We start from the raw sequence: 19,032 nt of genomic DNA on the forward strand, positions 1-19,032 counted from the left end.
CGACCTCCCCCGTCCGTCCCGTCAGGACCACTCGGGCTCTTGGTACAACCCGGCCAGCGCCGGGAGGGACCCGAGGAGCGACAGGCCGGAGAGCTCGACACCGACCGTCACGCCGACCGCGGCCCCGCTGTTCGTGGCCGGCTCGGTGAGCTGCTCGGCGGACGCCGACGCGGCACCGAGGCAGAGCGCGGAGAGGGCGACGGTGGTGCAGGCGGCAATTCGGAGCGTCGACCGCATGGCAATTCCTCGATTCAACTTGTTGGGAAATTCCGGAGGCGCCCGCTCGGATTTTCTCGGAGGAAATCCGGGGCATCTCGTCCGATGCGATGATTCTTACAACGGGTCACCCGCTGGTTAAGGCTTTTCGCTGTCAGGGTCCTGCCGTGACAACGTCATGCCAGATTCTTTTCCGGGGTGCCTCGCGAGCGCAGGGAAAAGGGAATTAATGATTCCCCGACAACACCTCAGGGTGCGGGCCAAAAGGAGCCCGGCATTCCGGGAATCGCCGCGCCACGAGGGCCCGCGAACCGCCGGCGCCACGAGCCCCGCCGCGCCCGCTCACTCCCCGGCGGACTCGCGGATGACCCAGCCGCGCAGCGACTCCACCTTCAGGAAGCGGGTCACCACGCGGCGCGCCGCGGCATGCGCGGCCGCCTGCGTGGACGCGGTGACGAAAAGCACGAGATCGGCGCCGTCGGCACCGACCTCCGCGTAGACGTGCTGCAGACCGTCCTGGTCACCGGCCACGTCCCGCACGGACCGGCGCAGTTCGCCGTCGTCCAGCGGCCTGAGACCCCGGGCCAGGCGCACGTTAATCATGTACATAGCACGCTCTTGATGATGTACACAGCAAGCTCTCCCAGCTTGGCCCCTAATCGGTCAACTTGGGCTGTATTCACGCCACAGGTGTCTCATTCCGGTAGGACAGCCGCAGGCTGTCACTGACGATCTACTCAGCCCGCGGGGACGGGAGAGCGGGGAGACCGGTGCGTGGTCCAATACGTACATAGGGGGCGAAGAGTGTTGCGGATACTCGGGCTTGCTTCGGATGCCGAGAGTCTGTATCGAGCCATGATCGGCGAACCCCATCAGGACGTACCGGGGCTCGCCGCGCATCTGCAGTGGCCCGAGGAACGGGTCCGTCACGCCCTCGACGAACTGGCCCGGCTCGCCCTGGTCCGCCCCTCCGGCGACCCTCCCGGCGAACTCCTCGTCGTCAACCCCGAACTGCGGCTGACCGCCCTGCTCACCCAGGAGGAGGTCCGCCTCGCCGAGCGCCAGCAGCAGATCGCCAACAGCCGCCAGGCCGTCACGGAGATCATCGACAGCTATCACAACGCCGTCCGCAACCAGCGCGGCCTCGAGGTCGAGCGCATCACCGGCCTCGAGATGATCCGGGCCCGGCTGGAGGAGCTCTCCCAGGAGTGCGCCGAGGAGCTGAGCGCCTTCATCCCGCTCAGCCGGCACCCGGCCGACTCCCGCCGCGCGGTCCGCCCGCTCGACGAGAACCTGCTGGGCCGCGGGGTCCACATGCGCAGCATCTACCTGCAGGGCGCCCTCAACGACCCGGACATGACCACGCACTTCGACTGGCTGACCGACCTCGGCGGCCGGGTGCGCACCGTGGCCACCCTGCCCCTGCGCCTGATCATCTTCGACCGGCGCGTCGCCATGGTGCCCTCCGACCCGGAGAACACCGCCTCCGGCGCCCTGCTGCTGCGCGGCAAGGGCCTGGTCTCCGCCCTGTGCTCGCTGTTCGAGCACGTCTGGGAGGCCGCGACCCCCTACGGCCAGGAACCGATCAACGACAGCCGCACCGGCCTGTCCAGCCAGGCCCGCGCCATCCTCAGCCTCCTCGCCCAGGGCTACACGGACGACGTCGTCGCCCGCAAGATCGGCGTCTCCGTCCGCACCTCCCGCCGCATCACGGCCGAACTGATGAGCCAACTCGGCGCCCGCAGCCGCTTCCAGGCCGGCGTCCTCGCCGGCGAACGCGGCTGGCTCCGCGGCGCGACGGCGGAGGGCGGGGGGCCGGTGTGAGACGGGCACCCCGGACCGCCGCGAGGCGAACGGAAACCCCCGCCCCGGAGCGACCACACCCGCCCGGCCCGAGACAGAAACGACCAAGCAGCCCGAAGCAGGCACAGCCCAGCAGCCCGAGGCGAACACGGGCGACCGACCCGAGCGGAACGGAAACCACCGCCCCGAGCGGAACGGAAGCCACCGCCCCAAGGCCGCCGGCACCGACCGGCCCCAGACAGAAACGACCAAGCAGCCCGGAGCAGGCACAGCCCAGCAGCCCGAGGCGAACACGGGCCACCGACCCGAGGCGAACGCGGGCAGCCGGCCCGAGGCGAGCAGGGACGATCGGCCCGAGGCGGGTGCCGCGGCCGTAGCAGCGGGCCGCCGCGCCACGGCACCCACCCCTCACCGTGTCGCGGCCGTGCGGAACGCCCGCAGTGCCAGCGGTACGACGACCGCCAGCAGCACCGCCAGGGTGAGGACCGACGCCAGTTCGGGATGGCGTACCGGCAGGCTCGCCCCCTCGGAGGCGGGGGCGTTGTGCCACAGCACCCGGCAGGCCTCGGCCACCGAACTGACCGGGTTCCACTCGGCCACCGTGCGCAGCCACCCCGGAAGTCCCCGCAGCGGCATGAACGAGTTGGACAGGAACGAGAACACGACGAGCGCGAGCGCGGTGACGCCGTTGATCGCCTCGAGATTGCGCATCACCAGCCCGATCAGCACGCCCAGCCAGAGCATCGTGTACGTGAAGCCGAGGAGCAGCCCGACGGCGGCGAGCGACTCCAGGAGCCCTCCGTGGATCCGCCACCCGACCAGCAGCCCGACCCCGGACACCGCACCCATCGCGGCGACCGCGGTGACCAGGTCCGCCACCGTGTACGCGAAGAGCACCGAGGCCCGCGAGATGGGCATCGACCGGAACCGGTCGGTGAGCCCCGTCTGCAGGTCCGACGCCACCCCGATCGCGGTGGAGCCCACACAGGCCAGCCCGACCTGGGCGAAGACGCCCGCCATCACGTAGTCGTGGTAGGCGCCGCCCTCGACGGTGATCACGCTCGCGAAGAGGTAGCCGAGGATCACCACCATCGCCACCGGCGTGAGCGACACCGCGATGATCTTCTCCGGGGTCCGCCGCAGATGGGTCATCTGCCGCCCCGTCAGGGACAGGACCTCACTCATCGCCGCTCTCCTTCACCTGGGCGCTCGCCCCCGTCAGCTGCAGGAACACCTCGTCGAGCGACGGCCGCCGCACGGCGAAGTCGGTCACCGGCACACCGCAGCGCTCGAGTTCGGCGGCCGCGCGGGCCACGCCCCCGATGCCGTCGGCGAGCCGCACCGCGATCCGGCGCGTCTCCCGGTCCACCACGGGGGCCTCGGACACCGCCCGCCCGAGCGCCGCCGCGGCCGGCTCCAGCGCCTCGACGCCCTCGACCGACACCTCCAGCCGCTCGTCGCCCACCTTGCGCTTGAGCTCGTCGGCGGTCCCCTCGGCGATCACCCGGCCGGAGCCGAACACGGTGATGCGGTCGGCGAGGAAGTCCGCCTCCTCCAGGTACTGCGTGGTCAGCAGCACGGTGACCCCGCGGGCGATCTGCTCGCGCACCTGCTGCCACAGCGTGATCCGGCTCGCCGGGTCCAGCCCGGTGGTCGGCTCGTCGAGGAACAGCACCTGCGGCGAGGCGACGAGACAGGCGGCCAGATCCAGCCGCCGCCGCATCCCGCCCGAATACGTCTTCGACGGCCGGCCGGCCGCGTGCTGCAGACCGAACCCGTCGAGCAGTTCCTCGGCCCGGGTGCGGGCACCTCGCCGGCCGAGGCCCATCAGCCGGCCGATCATGACCAGATTCTCACGGCCCGTCAGCAGTCCGTCGACGGCCGCGTACTGCCCGGCGAGCCCGATCCGGCGGCGCACCTCACGGGGCCGGCGCACCACGTCGTACCCCGCCACCGTGGCCCGGCCGCCGTCCGGCGCGAGCAGCGTGGCCAGGGTGCGGACCGTGGTGGTCTTGCCGGCGCCGTTCGGTCCGAGCAGCCCGAGCACCGTTCCCGGCGGCACGGAAAGGTCGACTCCGGCCAGCACTTCGTGATCACCGAATCTCTTTTTCAACCCTTCGGCTTGAATGGCGAATTCCATGCCCCTCCCCGCCCTCTGTGGATCTTTCTCGGGTGTGTGCGGATTCCCTTTCCGACGCTGGAAGGTAGCAGGATAAATACCGGCCAGGTGCCCGTTTTGCCCGGTATGGCATGGCAGCACTCTGCAGCCGCAGCATGCTGCCTCCGCGAGACCTACGAATGCCCCGGAACCCGCCCCTAGCGTTTTTGGAGAAACCCCGCACCCCCCATGCCGCAGGAGAGAAGAAGCGAATGGCAGCCAAACGGAACCTCGCAGCCGCACTCGGCAGGTGGAGTGCCGGACACCGGAAGACCGCGGTGTTCGGCTGGCTCGTCCTGGTCGTTCTGGTCATGACGCTGGGCAGCTCCGCGGGCCAGGTCAACCTCACCGAGGCCGACTACGGAACCGGCGACTCGGGCCGCGCCGAGCGCATCCTCCAGGACGCCGGCCTGACCGAGCCCGCCGGCGAGCTGATCTACGTCCACAGCGACGAACTCACCGCCGACAACCCCCAGTTCACCAAGGCCGTCACCGACACCGCCGACGCCGTCGAGGCCACCGGCCTCACCGCCCGCGTCCGCACCCCCGACACCACGAACCTCGTCTCCGCCGACCAGCACGCCGTCCTCATCACCTACGACGTCAAGGGCGACCCGGACACCGCCGCCGACCGCATCCAGCCGGTCATCGACGCGGTCAAGAAGACGGACGCCGCCCACGCCGAGGTGACCCTCGGTCAGTACGGCGCCGCCACCGGCCTGAAAGCCATCAACGACAGCCTCGGCGAGGACTTCGTCCGCGCCGAGTACACCGCGCTGCCGGTCTCGCTGGGCATCCTGCTCGCCGTCTTCGGCGCGCTGGTCGCCGCCCTGCTGCCGATCGCGCTCGCGGTGACCGCCTGCGTCGGCGCGATGGGCCTGCTCGCCCTGACCAGCCACGTGGTGCCGGTCGACGGCATGACCAACTCCATGATGTTCCTGATGGGCCTCGCCGTCGGCGTCGACTACTGCCTGTTCTACCTGCGCCGCCAGCGCGAGGAGCGCGAGGCCGGCCGCGACAACGCCACCGCGCTCCAGATCGCCGCCGCCACCTCCGGCCACTCCGTGCTGATCTCCGGCATCACCGTCTGCGTCGCCATGGCCGGCATGTTCCTCTCCGGCCTGACCGTCTTCGAGGGCTTCGCCATCGCCACCATCGAGGTCGTCGTCATCGCCGTCCTCGGCTCCATGACCGTCCTGCCCGCCCTGATGGCCATGCTCGGCGACCGGATCGGCGCCGGTCGCATCCCGTTCCTGGGCCGCCGCCGCGCCCGCAGGGCCGCGGCCGGCACCCCGCGGGGCAACAGCCTGCTGCTGCGCGGCGTCCTCGCCCGCCCCGGCGTCTTCGCCCTGCTCGCCGCGGCCGTCCTGCTCGCCCTGGCCGCGCCCGCCCTCGGCATGAAGACCGAGAAACTCGGCACCGACAAGCTGCTGCCCGCCGACAACCCGACCGTGAAGGTCTCCCAGCAGATCGAGAAGGACTTCCCCGGCTCCCCGGCCCCCGCGAGCGTCATCATCAGGTCCGCGGACATCGACTCGGCGCAGATGAAGCAGGCCCTCGCCGACTTCGAGGCGAAGGCCCTGGCCTCCGGCCAGACCGGCAAGTCCATCGACGTCACCGTCCACAGCAAGGAGAACATCGCCGAGGTGAGCGTCCCGCTGGCCGGCAACGGCTCCGACGACACCTCCAAGAAGGCCCTCACCACCCTGCGCGAGACCCTCGTCCCCGACACCTTCGGCAAGATCGACGGCACCACCGCCCTCGTCCGCGGCGACCTCGCGTTCTCCGTCGACTACAACGACCAGCTGAAGAAGAGCATCGTCCCGGTCTTCGCCTTCGTCCTCGGCGTGACCTTCCTGCTGATGCTGTTCTCCTTCCGTTCCCCCGTCATCGCCCTCACCTCGATCGTCCTCAACCTGCTCTCGGTGGGCGCCGCCTACGGCGTGATGACGGCCGTCTTCCAGCACGGCTGGGGCGCGTCCCTGGTCGGCACGGAGGGCATCGGCGCGGTCGAGTCCTGGATGCCGCTGTTCGTCTTCGTGGTCCTGTTCGGCCTGTCCATGGACTACCACGTGTTCGTGGTCTCCCGGATCCGCGAGGCCTACGACCGCGGCGCCACCACCCGTGACGCCATCGCGCACGGCATCCGCTCCACGGCGGGCGTCGTCACCAGCGCCGGCCTGATCATGGTCGCCGTCTTCGCGGTCTTCGGCACCCTGGACATGCAGGACTTCAAGCAGCTCGGCGTCGGCCTCGCGGTCGCCGTCCTGCTGGACGCCACCCTGGTCCGCGCCGTCCTGCTCCCCTCGGTGATGCTCCTGCTCGGCAAGGCCAACTGGGCGGCCCCGTCCTTCCTGCGCGCCTCCCGCCCGACGCCGACCGGCACCACCCACCCCGTCCCGTCCGCGCCGACGACCCCGGAACACGCGGCGGCAGGCCGATGACCCCCACCACCGGGGCCACGGCGACGACTTCGACGACGACTTCTACGGAGAGGACCCCCGTGTTCGAGTTCAGCGTGGTCGGCGGCACCACGGCCCGCGCCGTCATCGACCGTACCCGCCCCGAGATCGTGCGCGAGGTCCGCTCCACGTACCTGGCCCACGACGACGGCGACTCGGTCAACCCCGACAGCTACTTCCTGCGCTTCCCCGACAAGCCCGACGCCCGCATCATCGCGCTCCCCGCCTACCTGGGCGGCGAGCACGACGTGGCCGGCATCAAGTGGATCGGCTCGTTCCCCCAGAACATCGCCGACGGCATCCCCCGCGCGAGCGCCGCACTGCTCCTGAACGACTACGCCACCGGCTACCCCTTCGCCCTGCTGGAGGCCTCCCAGATCAGCGCCGCCCGCACGGCCGCCTCCGCGGTCCTGGCCGCCGAGCAGCTGACCGGCTCCCGCACCGCCGGCCATCTGTCGGTGATCGGCGGCGGCATCATCGCCCGCAACGTCCTGGAGTTCTTCGCCGCGCAGAACTGGCAGTTCGGCGGCGTCACCGTCCACGACAAGATCCCCGAGTACGCCGAGGCCCTCGCCGCCCACACCACCGACCAGCTCGGCTACCGCACATCGACCACCGCGAGCCTCGAAGTCGCCCTCCTCAAGGCCGACATCGTGGTCTTCGCGACGACGGCCGCGGAACCCTACGTCCTGGACGCGGGCGCCTTCGCCCCCGGCCAGGTCGTGTTGAACATCTCCCTGCGCGACATCGGCCCGGAGCTGATCAACGACGCGTACAACATCCTGGACGACGTCGACCACTGCCTGAAGGCCAACACCTCACCCCACCTCGCGGAACAGAAGTACGGCCACCGCGACTTCATCACCGGCACCCTCGCCCAGCACATCCGCGGCCGGGTGACCACCGGCACCGACAAGCCGGTGATCTTCTCCCCCTTCGGCCTCGGCGTCCTCGACCTCGCGGTCGGCCTCCACGTCTACCGCGAGGCCCGCGCCACCGGCGAAGCCGTCCCCGTCGACGGCTTCTTCGGCGAGACGACCCGCTGGCCGACCCGCCCGCCACAGCACGGCTGACCGTCCCGACATGACGGAGCCCCCGCCGGCTTCACCGGCGGGGGCTCCGTCATGTCACGTCATGTCACCCATGGCAAGGGGCCCGTTCCTGTGTCAGGAACGGGCCCCTATGCTGCGTGGACCTGAGGGGATTTGAACCCCTGGCCCCCTCGATGCGAACGAGGTGCGCTACCGGACTGCGCCACAGGCCCTTGCAACGAGTGAAACTCTAGCACCCCGATCGGGCTGCTTGGAAATCCGTTCCCCGGCCCCGACCACGCAGGACAGGGTCCGCTCACTCGTTCGCGGCCCGGGGCCGCTCCCCGTCCTCGTACTGGTCGAACAGCGGTGTACGCCCCCGCTCCCGCGACCGGCGAGCCGACGCGGCACGGCGGGCGTCACTGCGCTCGCCCCCCTCGGCCCTCGCCGTCCCGCCCGACGCGTCACTCTCCGCGGAGGGCCCGGGATCGCCCTCGGTGTCCCCGTCCGCCGCCTCCTGCTCCGGCGCGACCGAGCTCGACCGGGCCGAGCTCCATGTGTCCGGCGCCCCCAGGTCGACGCCGGCCGTGGCGCGCGGGGCGACCGGGGCGGTCACATACGTCGGCAGGGGGACGGGCACCGGGTCCCAGCTGTCCCCGTGGCCCGGCCGCCGCTGCCGCTCACGCTGCTGATCGACCCACTCCGCGTGATCGGTCTGCTCGACGAGCGCCCTGCGGTCCGCGGCGAGCGCCAGCAGGCCCGGGTCGGTCTCCGGCTCGGGGGCCTCGTGCGGCTCCTCCGCGCCGGGGTCGGGGACGTCGTCGGCCGCCGCGGGCGCGGAGGCGGGGGTCCGCCGGCGCGGCTGGCGCTCACGCAGCCGCTGCGCGGCGGCCTCGGCGCGTCTGCGGTCCATCTGGTAGGCGAAGCGGCGACGCTCCTGGGAGCGCAGGTGCGCGATGTACGCGCTGAGCAGGATGGCGGGCACGCCGGGCGCCCACAGGAACGCGAGCCCTCCGACGGCGGCGACGATCGCGCCCAGCGTGAACGCGAGGAACAGCACCACGGTGGTGCGCCGTCGGCGTGCGAGCACCTTCGTGCGCCGGGCGCGCGCGGCGGCCGCCTGCGCGGAGGCGGTGGGAGACGTGCGCCGAGCGTCGGGCACGCGCGGGTGCGCCGGCGCGGCAGCCGATTCGTGCGCGGGCTTGGACGCTTGTTCACGCGCCGGCTTGGCGCTCTGTTCACGCCCGGGCTTGCCCGCCGCTTCACGCGCCGGATCGCGCGCCGCCTCCGTGCGCTCCTGCTCGCGCTCCTGAACCGTCGCCTTGACCTGCGGACGCGTCGGAGGCACGGCGAAGGCCCGGACGTCCACCGAGTCGGTGACGGCGTCCGGTGCGTCGGCGTCGTACTCCCCCTCCTCGGTGGAGCGCGCCCGCAGGTCCCTGGCGTACCGGCGCTCCATGCCCGCCCGTCCGGACAGGAGCCGGATGGCGGTGCTGAAGCGTTCCGTCGGACGGGCCTCGTTCAGCTCGTCCTGCCTACGGAGCCACATCGGCACCAAGTAGGCGGCCCAGGCCCCGACAATGACTGCGTAGATGAGGCCGCTGCTGCTCACGCCTCACACGGTAGAGGGGTTTGCGTGAGGCCATCCGCCAATTGGGCCGGTGTGTCGCACGATCTGGCTGATATTTCGAGCTTTTTTTGGGACCGATGCGATCAGCAGGCCACCCGGAGCCGTGAATTCAATGCCCGGAGACGGTCACCACCCGATCACTTTCGAACACTTATTCAATTTCCCGGCCGGTGGGATTCCGTCGCGTGTTCCGCGGGTCACGGGGCGTGCTCCGGGCCCGGGTGCGCCGCCAGCGGCTCAGCAGGCCCTCCGGGACTTCCTCCGCCGTGAGCGCGAAGACGAGATGGTCGCGCCAGGCTCCGTCGATGTGGAGATAACGCGGCCGCAGCCCCTCCTCACGGAATCCGAGTTTCTCCACGACCCGGCGGCTGGGGCCGTTCTCGGGCCGAATGCAGACCTCGATGCGGTGCAGCCCCACGGTCCGGAAACAGTGGTCCACGACGAGCGCCACCGCCGTCGGCATCACCCCGCGGCCGGCCACCGCCTCGTCCACCCAGTAGCCGACGTGCCCCGAGCACATGGACCCCCACGTGATCCCGGCGACCGTCAACTGCCCCACGAGCCGCCCCTGGTACTCGATGACGAACGGCAGCATCCGCCCCGCGTTCGCCTCGGACCGCAGGTGCCGGACCATCTGGCGGTAGGTCGGCCGGTGCGCGATCGGCCCGCTCGGCGCGGGCGGCGGGATGGTCGCCTCCCAGGGGCGCAGCCAGTCCCGGTTGCGCCGGTTGACCTCGCGCCAGGCCCTCTGGTCGCGCATCTTTATCGGCCGCAGGACGACATCGCCCTCCGCGAGTTCGACGGGCCAGGACGGGCTGTTCAGCTCGCACCCCCACTACCGGCGCCGGGTCTGGGGTGGTCACCGCCGCGCAGCTGCTCCACGGCGTGCACCAGCAGGGGCTCCAGGACGGTCAGCCCGTCCTTCACCCCACCGGTGGAACCGGGCAGATTCACGATCAGCGTCCGGCCCGCCACCCCGGCCAGGCCCCGGGAGAGCACCGCGGTCGGCACCTTCTCCCGGCCGAACGCCCTGATGGCCTCCGCGATGCCCGGCACCTCGTGGTCGATCACCCTGCGGGTCGCCTCCGGGGTGCGGTCGGTGGGCGAGATGCCGGTGCCGCCGGTGGTGACGATCACGTCGTACCCGGCCTCCACGCCGGCGCGCAGCGCGGCCTCCACCGGATCCCCGTCGGGCACGACCTGCGGCCCCTCGACGGCGAACCCGAAGCCCGTCAGTCCCTCGGCGATCAGCGGGCCACCCTTGTCCTCGTACACGCCCGCGGAGGCGCGGTTGGAGGCGGTCACGACCAGCGCGCGATACGGCGCGCGCGGCGCGCCACCGGCGGACGGCGCGGCGCTCACGACCGGCTCCAGTCGCCCGACTTCCCGCCCGTCTTCTCCTCCACCCGCACGTCCGTGATGACCGCTCCCTTGTCGACCGCCTTGACCATGTCGATCACGGTGAGGGCGGCGACGGAGACCGCGGTGAGGGCCTCCATCTCGACGCCCGTGCGGTCCGTCGTCCGCACCGTGGCCCGGATCTCCACGGCGTCGTCCGCGACCGACACATCCAGTTTCACACCGGACACGGCCAGGGGGTGACAGAGCGGGATGAGGTCCGGGGTGCGTTTGGCGCCCATGATGCCGGCGATCCGCGCGGTGGCCAGGGCGTCACCCTTGGGGACGCCCTCTCCGCGCAACAGCTCGACCACGCGGGGTGAGACGAGGACGCGTCCGCTGGCGCGCGCGGTGCGCGCGGTCACGTCCTTGTCGGATACGTCGACCATGCGGGCGGCGCCCGCCTCGTCGATGTGCGTCAGTCGGTCCTGCGTGCTCATGCGTGTGGCGCTCCCGGTCCGGGCCCGTCGCGGTGCGGCGCACGGGCCTGCTGTGCGCGACACGGTACCCCCAACCTGGAGGGTTCAGCCGAGCAGGACCACCTCGACCTCGGTTCCCGGCTCGACGGACTCCACGTCCTCGGGGACGACGATCAGCGCGTCGGCGTGGGCGAGGGCGGCGATCAGGTGGGAGCCGGCGCCGCCGACGGGGCGCACGGTGCCGTCGGCGTAGGTCGCGCGCAGGAACTGTCTGCGCCCCCTCGGCGAGGTCAGCGCCTTGTCCGCGGTCAGCTTCGCGCGCGTGGTGGGCCGGTGGACGTCCTCGAGCCCCATCAGCGTGCGGATCGCGGGCCGCACGAACAGCTCGAAGGAGACGTACGACGACACCGGGTTGCCGGGGAGGGCCAGCAGGGGGGTGTGGTCGGGGCCGATGGAGCCGAAGCCCTGGGGCTTGCCGGGCTGCATGGCGAGCCTGCGGAAGTCGATCCCGCTGCCCGCCTCGTCCTCGTCCCCGACGTACGACAGGGCCTCCTTGACGACGTCGTACGCGCCGACGCTGACGCCGCCCGTGGTGACGACCAGGTCGGCGCGGACGAGCTGGTCCTCGATGGTGGAGCGGAGGGTCTCGGCGTCGTCGGCGACGGCGCCGACGCGGTAGGCGATGGCGCCGGCGTCCCGGGCGGCCGCGGTGAGGGCGAAGCTGTTGGAGTCGTAGATCTGGCCGCTGCGCAGTTCCTCGCCGGGCTGGACGAGTTCGCTGCCGGTGGACAGGACGACCACGCGCGGGCGGGGGCGCACCCGGACCATGCCGCGGCCGATCGCGGCGAGCAGGGCGATCTGCGGCGGGCCGAGGACGGTGCCGGCCTCGAGGGCGCGGTCCCCGGCCTTCACGTCGCTGCCCTTCGCACGTACGTGCGCGCGTGCCTCGGCGGGCCGGTGCACGCGCACGTGCCCCGAGGCCTGTTCGGGGGCGAGGCTGCGGGCGCGCATCCCGTCGACGGGGCCCTCGCCGAGGCCCCCGTCGGTCCACTCCACGGGGACGACGGCCTCGGCGCCGGGCGGCAGCGGCGCTCCGGTCATGATCCGGGCGGCCTGGCCCGGTCCCACGTGCAGCAGGTCGGCGGCCTGTCCGGCCGCGACGTCCCCGACGACCTCCAGGACCGCCGGGAACTCCTCGCTCGCGCCCGCCACGTCCGCGACCCGCACCGCGTACCCGTCCATCGAGCTGTTGTCGAACGGCGGCAGCGAGACCGGCACCGTGACGTCCTCGACCAGGACGCACCCCTGGGCGTCGGGCAGTTGCAGCTCGATGGGTTCCAGGGGGCGGACGGTGGCGAGGATGTCCTCCAGGTGCTCGTCCACCGACCAGAGGTGGTCCTGGCCGGTGGGGCGGGGCGCGGCGGTGCTCAAAGTTGCTGCATCTCCTCGGTGACGTAACTGCGAAGCCAGGTCCGGAAGTCCGGACCCAGATCTTCACGCTCGCACGCGAGTCTGACAATGGCACGCAGGTAGTCGCCGCGGTCGCCGGTGTCGTAGCGGCGGCCCTTGAAGACGACGCCGTGCACCGGGCCGCCGACCTTCTCGTCCTGTGAGAGCTGCTGGAGGGCGTCGGTGAGCTGGATCTCACCGCCGCGCCCCGGCTCGGTCTGGCGCAGGACGCCGAACACGGCCGGGTCGAGGACGTAGCGTCCGATGATGGCGTAGTTCGACGGGGCGTCGGCCGGGTCCGGCTTCTCCACCAGGCCGGTCACCTTGACGACATCGCTGTCCACGGTGGTCTCGACGGCGGCGCAGCCGTAGAGGTGGATCTGCTCGGCGGCGACCTCCATGAGCGCGACGACGCTGCCGCCGTACTGCTCCTGGACCTCGATCATCCGCGCGAGGAGCGGGTCGCGGGGGTCGATCAGGTCGTCGCCCAGCAGGACGGCGAACGGCTCCTGCCCGACGTGCGGAGCGGCGCACAGGACCGCGTGCCCGAGGCCCTTGGGGTCGCCCTGGCGCACGTAGTGCATGGTCGCGAGGTCGCTGGACTGCTGGACCTTGGCGAGGCGCTGGGCGTCGCCCTTCTTCTCCAGAGCCGACTCGAGTTCGTAGTTGCGGTCGAAGTGGTCCTCGAGGGGGCGCTTGTTGCGGCCCGTGATCATGAGGACGTCGTCGAGACCGGCGGAGACAGCCTCCTCGACCACGTACTGGATCGCGGGCTTGTCCACGACCGGCAGCATCTCCTTGGGAGTGGCCTTGGTCGCCGGCAGGAACCGGGTGCCGAGACCGGCCGCGGGGATGACAGCCTTGCTGATCCTGGGGTGCGACTGAGTCATGGCGGCCACCTTATCCGGTGGCTTTGCGATGAATCTGTAGCTCCGGTTAATTCGTGATCATATGGGTGTATTGGACCAGTGGCGGAACGGTGCGGGAGCGACAGATGAGCCACCTCAAGGGCGGACCGGAGTCTGGCAAACGTATGTTGCGGCGCGAGCTCCTCGCGGTGAGAAACACGTTGACGACGGATGACGTACGGGAGGCGGGCTCAGCGCTGGCCGAGCGCGCCCTGGAGCTGCCGGAGTTGGCGCACGCGCGGACGGTGGCGGCGTACGTGTCGGTGGGGAGCGAGCCGGGGACGCTCGCGCTGCTGGACGCGCTGCGCGCCCAGGGCGTGCGCGTCCTGCTCCCCGCGCTGTTGCCCGGCAACGATCTCGACTGGGGCGCCTACGCCGGTGAGGGCTCCCTCGCGCGGGTACAACACGCCGGGCGGATGGCCCTCTTCGAGCCCGTCGGCGAGCGCCTGGGCCCCGACGCCGTGACGGACGCCGACGTGGTGCTGCTGCCGGGCCTCGCGGTCGACGGGCGCGGTATGCGCTTGGGGCGCGGCGGCGGCTCGTACGACCGCGTGCTGGCGCGTCTGGCGCACGCCGGCGCGCGTCCCTCGCTGGTGGTGCTCCTGTACGACACCGAGGTCGTCGAGCACGTCCCGGAGGAGGCGCACGACCGGCCGGTGCACGCCGTGGTGACGCCGTCGGGGGTGCGCCGCTTCACCTGAGACATGCGGAAGGGGCCCTCCACGCGCGCGTGGAGGGCCCCTTCCGGTGGCTCACGGCTTGAGCACGAGTGTGTCGCTGGTGCTGTCGTCGACCGCCTTCTTGGAGAAGGACCAGTCGAGCAGTTCGCCCTTGGCCCACTTGCCGGTCTGGTCGGTGTAGTGGGCGCTGAAGGCGTGTCCGGAAGCGCCGCTGAGGTTGATCCACTTCGACTTGTCGAGGTCGTCGAGGTTGACCACCATCCGCATGGACGGCACCCACACGACGTCGTAGCCGCCGGCGGCGTTCCAGCCGGTCGCGTTGACCGCCGCCTCACCGCCGCTGAGCTTCCACGGCCCGCGGTTGAGGAGGTACTGCAGGAAGCCGGGGCCGTTGGTGCCCAGGGTCTGGTTCTTCAGGAACAGGCGGTGCAGCCGGCCCCAGCTCCAGGTGTCGATGTCCTTGCCGAGCTTGGCGGTCAGCTCCCAGCGGGCGTCGATCATGGCGCGTTCGAACAGCTTGTCGCGGTTGTGGTCGGCGCCGGGGCGCCGGCCCACCTCGGGCGTCGTCCACCAGTCGCTGTCCGGCTTCTGCATGAGGTTGCGCACGACCTCGAACCAGCGGTCGCCGCCGTCGGGCTGCGCCTGGTCGCCGTCGCGCCGGCCGCACTCGCGGACCTTGCCGGTGTCGTCGACCGGCCCCGTGCTGTTGACCGGGTCGACCCACAGGCACTGGCCCTCGACCCGCACCTCCTTGGGCAGCTTGTGGCCGAAGGCGAGCTTGAGGATGTTGCGCCACACCGCGTTGAAGTAGGCGGCGGCGGCCGAGTCCGCGTCCTGGGTGTAGTCCCAGCCCTGCAGCAGCTCCTGCGCCTCACGGACGTCCGGGTCGTCCAGGTTGATCTTCAGCAGCGCGGGCACGAGCAGCGTGGCGATCTGGCTCCTGTTGTCCAGCTGCATCTGGCGCATGTCGTCCGTGGAGATCTTGCCGCCGCCCTCGATCTTCAGCTTGATCAGGTCGGTGATGCGCTGGCTGCGGGTGCCGTAGCCCCAGTCCGTGGTGAGCGTGTAGGGGTACTTTTCCGGGTCGACCACGGCCTGGTTGGCGGTGACGATGTAGCCACGCTCCGGGTCGTACTCGTAGGGCAGCTCGTCGAAGTCGATGAAGCCGGTCCACTTGTACTTGGAATCCCAGCCGGGCGCCGGGATCGAGCCGTCGTGGCCCTTCGCGCGCGTGGGGATCTTCCCGGGGAGCTGGTAGCCGATGTGGTTGTCGGTGTCCGCGTAGATCAGGTTCTGCGAGGGCACGTCGAAGAGCTTGGCGGCGGCGCGGAAGTCGTCCCAGCCGGCCGCCTTGTTCATGGCGAAGACGGCGTCCATGGAGGTGCCCGGTTCCAGCGCGGTCCACTTCAGCGCGACGGCGTAACCGTCGCCGCGGTCGGGGGCGGCCTCGTCGACGGTCGCCTTCTTGCCGACCTGTACGAGTTCGTCGTCGCGGTCGGACAGCAGGGGCATCCCGTCCTCGGTCTGCCGGACGACGATCTTCTTGGGCGCGCCGCCGGCGACCTTGATGGTCTCCTCGCGCGTGGTGAAGGGCTTCACCTTGTCGTCGTACTGGTAGCCGTCGCCGGAGAGCTTCTCCAGGTAGAGGTCGGTGACGTCGACGCCGGAGTTGGTCATGCCCCAGGAGATCTTCTGGTTGTGGCCGATTATCACGCCGGGCATGCCCGCGAAGGTGTAGCCGGAGACGTCGTACTGGCAGGTGCTGGAGACCGTGCGGCAGTGCAGGCCCATCTGGTACCAGACGGAGGGCAGCGAGGGCGACAGGTGCGGGTCGTTGGCCAGCAGCGGCTTGCCGGTGATCGTGTGCTTGCCGGCGACGACCCAGGAGTTGGAGCCGATGCCGTTGCCGTTCACGCCGACGGCCGCGGGCAGGTCGTCCAGGACGTCGTAGAGGCCGGAGAGCTGGCTCTGCAGGGCCGAACCCTCGGTGCCCGAGGAACTGCCCGTGCCGGTGCCCGTGCTGCTGCCCGTGCCGTCCGCCGATCCGTCCGTGGAGGAGCCGCCGGAGCCACTGTCGCCGCCGTCCTGCTCGAACTTGCCGGTCAGCTCGTCGTACTGGCCTTCCTGGACGATCGTCTGGCGGTCGGAGGGGTACTGCGGGTACAGCTCGGCGATCTGCTGCGGGCCGAGGCGGCTGGTCAGCAGCGCGCGGTCGATCTCGTCCTGCATGTTGCCGCGCAGGTCCCAGGCCATCGCCTTCAGCCAGGAGACCGAGTCGACCGGCGTCCACTGGGCGGGCTTGTAGTCGTTGCTGAACCCGAGCGCCGCGTATTCGAGGGAGATGTCCTCGGCGCCCTTGCCCTTGAGGTAGGCGTTGACTCCCTTGGCGTAGGCCTGGAGGTACTTCTTCGTGGAGTCCTTCAGCTTGGTGTCGTACTCCTGCTTGGCGACACGGTCCCACCCCAGGGTGCGCAGGAACTCGTCGTTGTCGACCTGACTCTTGCCGAACATCTCGGACAGGCGCCCGGAGGTCATGTGCCGGCGCACGTCCATCTCGTAGAACCGGTCCTGCGCCTGGACGTAGCCCTGCGCCATGAACAGGTCCTCGTCGGAGGACGCGTAGATCTGCGGGATGCCGTAGCCGTCCCGCTTCACGTCGACGGGGCCGGACAGGCCGTCGAGGGTGATCGAACCCTTGGTCTGCGGGAAGGAGGCGCGGACGGTGCTGACTGACCAGTAGGCGCCGAAGGCGATGCCGCCGATGAGGGCCAGCACCAGTACGAGGACGATCAGACGGGCTTTGCGCCCCTTCTTCCTGCCGGACTTGCCGGGCTTGTCACTCGTTGTGGCGGTGGTGTTGGGGGGCATCGCTGTCCTTGCTGTCCTAACGCGAGCGGCAGGTCGGGCTGTGACTATGAATGAGCGCTGGAGCAACCATAGGCGCAGGGGTCCGCGGCACTTGACGCGGAGTCGGCAAGCAGCGCGGAAGGATGTTCGATCTTGCCCGGGCCAACGTCAAGAAATCGTCAAGAGTTAGGTAAGGTAACGAAGTAGTTGGGTGCGGGGCGCGCTGCTTCGTGTCCGATGTACGTGTGCACCCGCGCGCGGCGCGCGCGCCAGGTGAAGGGAACCGCCGCTGACTGTCCACCACCTCAACCAGCTCCTGCTCGTCTGCTCGCTCGTCCTGCTCGTCGCCGTCGCAGCGGTCCGGATCTCCTCGCGCAGCGGGCTCCCCAGCCTGCTCGTCTACCTGGGCATCGGCGTCCTCATGGGCCAGGACGGCATCGGCAACATCCACTTCGACAACGCCGAACTGACCCAGGTCATCGGATACGCGGCCCTGGTCGTGATCCTGGCCGAGGGCGGCCTCGGCACGAAGTGGAAGGAGATCAAGCCGGCCCTGCCGGCCGCCACCGCGCTGGCGCTGGCCGGGGTCGCGGTGAGCGTCGGGGTCACGGCGGCGGCCGCGCACCACCTCATCGGGCTGGAGTGGCGGCAGGCGCTCATCGTCGGAGCGGTGGTGTCCTCGACGGACGCGGCGGCGGTCTTCTCCGTCCTGCGCAAGATCCCCCTCCCCGCGCGCGTGACGGGCACACTGGAGGCGGAGTCCGGCTTCAACGACGCCCCGGTGGTCATCCTGGTCGTCGCCTTCTCCACCGCGGGTCCCGTCGAGCACTGGTATGTGCTGCTGGGCGAGATACTGCTGGAGCTGGCCATCGGCGCCGCGATCGGCCTCGCGGTGGGCTGGGCGGGCTCCTGGGGTCTGCGGCACGTCGCCCTGCCCGCCTCCGGCCTCTACCCGATCGCCGTCATGGCCATCGCGGTCGTGGCGTACGCCGCGGGCTCCCTGGCGCACGGCAGCGGCTTCCTGGGCGTGTACCTCGCCTCGATGGTCATGGGCAACGCGAAACTGCCGCACTGGCCCGCCACGCGCGGGTTCGCCGACGGGCTCGGCTGGATCGCCCAGATCGGCATGTTCGTCCTGCTCGGCCTGCAGGTCACGCCGCACGAACTGGGCGACGACGTCGTGCCCGCGCTCGTCATCGGCCTGGTGCTGACCATGGTGGCCCGCCCGCTGAGCGTGGTGCTGTGCCTGGTGCCGTTCCGGGTCCCGTGGCAGGAGCAGACCCTGATGTCCTGGGCGGGGCTGCGCGGCGCCGTGCCCATCATCCTGGCGACGATCCCCATGGTGGAGGGCGTCGAGGCCAGCCGCCGCATCTTCAACATCGTCTTCGTCCTGGTCGTCGTCTACACCCTGGTCCAGGGACCGACGCTGCCCTGGCTGGCCCGCATGCTGCACCTGGGCGAGGACACGGAGGCCGCCGACCTCGGCATCGAGTCGGCGCCCCTGGAGCGGCTGCGCGGGCACCTGCTGTCGGTCGCGATCCCCGAGGGCTCGAAGATGCACGGCGTCGAGGTCAACGAGCTGCGCCTGCCCGCCGGGGCCGCCGTCACCCTCGTCGTGCGCGACGGCACCTCGTTCGTGCCGCTGCCGACGACGGTGCTGCGGCGCGGCGACGAACTCCTCGTCGTCGCCACCGACCCCGTCCGCGACGCGGCCGAAGCCCGGCTGCGTGCCGTGGGGCACGGCGGCAAGCTGGCCGGCTGGCTGGGCACGAACGGCAACACACGTTAAGTGCACGTTTCACACCGTTCACACCCCCTTCATTCGGAGGCGATCAGCATCGGTGGTGCTCGTTTTCACAGGCCAGACGGGTGACGTCCCTGTACGATGAAGGCGCACCTAGATCGAACCAACTCTGCCTGACGCAGAGCTGGCGCGACCGTATGGCGGCCGGGACGCCTCCCGCAGTGGCGCCGGTATCTACCGCGTACGCGCAAGAGGACAGCTCTCGGCGCCCCCGCCCGACACACCAG

16 protein-coding genes and 1 tRNA gene are annotated in these 19,032 nt (G+C 70.9%); 5 read left to right on the forward strand and 12 right to left on the reverse strand.

Annotation, left to right across the window (positions count from 1 at the left end):
- Positions 1-21 precede the first annotated feature (21 nt).
- On the reverse strand, positions 22-237 hold the full coding sequence (locus tag IE263_RS10540) for a hypothetical protein (protein ID WP_189934729.1): 216 nt from the start codon (positions 235-237) through the stop codon (positions 22-24).
- A gap of 321 nt (positions 238-558) precedes the next feature.
- Positions 559-825 (reverse strand): hypothetical protein, encoded by a 267-nt coding sequence (locus IE263_RS10545; protein WP_189934731.1) that lies wholly within the window; start codon positions 823-825, stop codon positions 559-561.
- Between the two features lie 246 nt (positions 826-1,071).
- On the opposite strand from IE263_RS10545, the gene IE263_RS10550 reads away from it, so the two are divergent.
- The gene (locus IE263_RS10550) at positions 1,072-2,040 is read left to right on the forward strand and encodes a helix-turn-helix domain-containing protein (RefSeq protein ID WP_229910889.1); all 969 of its coding nucleotides are present in this window, start codon (positions 1,072-1,074) and stop codon (positions 2,038-2,040) included.
- A gap of 387 nt (positions 2,041-2,427) precedes the next feature.
- Here the strand turns inward: IE263_RS10550 and IE263_RS10555 are convergent, their stop codons facing one another.
- Both IE263_RS10555 and IE263_RS10560 read right to left on the reverse strand, forming a co-directional pair.
- Complete coding sequence (locus IE263_RS10555) at positions 2,428-3,204, reverse strand: ABC transporter permease (RefSeq protein WP_189934735.1); 777 nt, start codon at positions 3,202-3,204, stop codon at positions 2,428-2,430.
- Positions 3,197-4,159, reverse strand: a complete 963-nt coding sequence (locus IE263_RS10560; RefSeq protein WP_189934737.1) for an ATP-binding cassette domain-containing protein — start codon at positions 4,157-4,159, stop codon at positions 3,197-3,199. The genes IE263_RS10555 and IE263_RS10560 overlap by 8 nt, the downstream gene beginning before the upstream one ends.
- 230 nt (positions 4,160-4,389) lie before the next feature.
- Here IE263_RS10560 and IE263_RS10565 point away from each other — a divergent pair, with 230 nt between their 5' ends.
- Together IE263_RS10565 and sbnB are read left to right on the forward strand one after the other, a co-directional pair.
- Positions 4,390-6,621, forward strand: a complete 2,232-nt coding sequence (locus IE263_RS10565; RefSeq protein ID WP_189934739.1) for an MMPL family transporter — start codon at positions 4,390-4,392, stop codon at positions 6,619-6,621.
- A gap of 59 nt (positions 6,622-6,680) precedes the next feature.
- Positions 6,681-7,712 (forward strand): 2,3-diaminopropionate biosynthesis protein SbnB, encoded by a 1,032-nt coding sequence (sbnB, locus tag IE263_RS10570; RefSeq protein ID WP_189934741.1) that lies wholly within the window; start codon positions 6,681-6,683, stop codon positions 7,710-7,712.
- A 117-nt stretch (positions 7,713-7,829) separates the two neighbouring features.
- Here the strand turns inward: sbnB and IE263_RS10575 are convergent.
- From IE263_RS10575 to galU, 7 genes are all read right to left on the reverse strand, one after another.
- Positions 7,830-7,903: transfer RNA gene (locus tag IE263_RS10575), tRNA-Ala, on the reverse strand.
- 83 nt (positions 7,904-7,986) lie between these two features.
- The gene (sepX, locus tag IE263_RS10580) at positions 7,987-9,282 is read right to left on the reverse strand and encodes a divisome protein SepX/GlpR (protein WP_189934743.1); all 1,296 of its coding nucleotides are present in this window, start codon (positions 9,280-9,282) and stop codon (positions 7,987-7,989) included.
- A 169-nt stretch (positions 9,283-9,451) separates the two neighbouring features.
- Complete coding sequence (locus tag IE263_RS10585) at positions 9,452-10,060, reverse strand: GNAT family N-acetyltransferase (RefSeq protein ID WP_229910890.1); 609 nt, start codon at positions 10,058-10,060, stop codon at positions 9,452-9,454.
- A gap of 59 nt (positions 10,061-10,119) precedes the next feature.
- Positions 10,120-10,662 carry a MogA/MoaB family molybdenum cofactor biosynthesis protein gene (locus tag IE263_RS10590; protein WP_189934745.1) on the reverse strand — a complete coding sequence of 181 codons (543 nt, stop codon included), beginning with the start codon at positions 10,660-10,662 and terminating at the stop codon, positions 10,120-10,122.
- On the reverse strand, positions 10,659-11,138 hold the full coding sequence (moaC, locus tag IE263_RS10595; protein WP_189934748.1) for a cyclic pyranopterin monophosphate synthase MoaC: 480 nt from the start codon (positions 11,136-11,138) through the stop codon (positions 10,659-10,661). The genes IE263_RS10590 and moaC overlap by 4 nt, the downstream gene beginning before the upstream one ends.
- A gap of 84 nt (positions 11,139-11,222) precedes the next feature.
- Entirely contained in the window at positions 11,223-12,548 is a 1,326-nt protein-coding gene (glp, locus tag IE263_RS10600; RefSeq protein WP_189934749.1) for a molybdotransferase-like divisome protein Glp, read from the reverse strand.
- Complete coding sequence (galU, locus tag IE263_RS10605) at positions 12,545-13,456, reverse strand: UTP--glucose-1-phosphate uridylyltransferase GalU (RefSeq protein ID WP_189934751.1); 912 nt, start codon at positions 13,454-13,456, stop codon at positions 12,545-12,547. Before galU ends, glp begins: the two co-directional genes overlap by 4 nt.
- A gap of 104 nt (positions 13,457-13,560) precedes the next feature.
- Here galU and IE263_RS10610 point away from each other — a divergent pair, with 104 nt between their 5' ends.
- The gene (locus tag IE263_RS10610; RefSeq protein ID WP_189934753.1) at positions 13,561-14,175 is read left to right on the forward strand and encodes a 5-formyltetrahydrofolate cyclo-ligase; all 615 of its coding nucleotides are present in this window, start codon (positions 13,561-13,563) and stop codon (positions 14,173-14,175) included.
- Between the two features lie 51 nt (positions 14,176-14,226).
- Here the strand turns inward: IE263_RS10610 and IE263_RS10615 are convergent, their stop codons facing one another.
- A complete protein-coding gene (locus IE263_RS10615) occupies positions 14,227-17,022 on the reverse strand; it encodes a penicillin acylase family protein (RefSeq protein ID WP_189934755.1) in 2,796 nt (931 codons plus the stop codon).
- Between the two features lie 268 nt (positions 17,023-17,290).
- Here IE263_RS10615 and IE263_RS10620 point away from each other — a divergent pair, with 268 nt between their 5' ends.
- Positions 17,291-18,790 (forward strand): potassium/proton antiporter, encoded by a 1,500-nt coding sequence (locus IE263_RS10620; RefSeq protein ID WP_189935342.1) that lies wholly within the window; start codon positions 17,291-17,293, stop codon positions 18,788-18,790.
- Positions 18,791-19,032 lie beyond the last annotated feature (242 nt).

The sequence above is a fragment of the Streptomyces aurantiogriseus genome (assembly GCF_014649375.1).
GTDB classification, from domain to species: Bacteria; Actinomycetota; Actinomycetes; order Streptomycetales; family Streptomycetaceae; genus Streptomyces; species Streptomyces aurantiogriseus.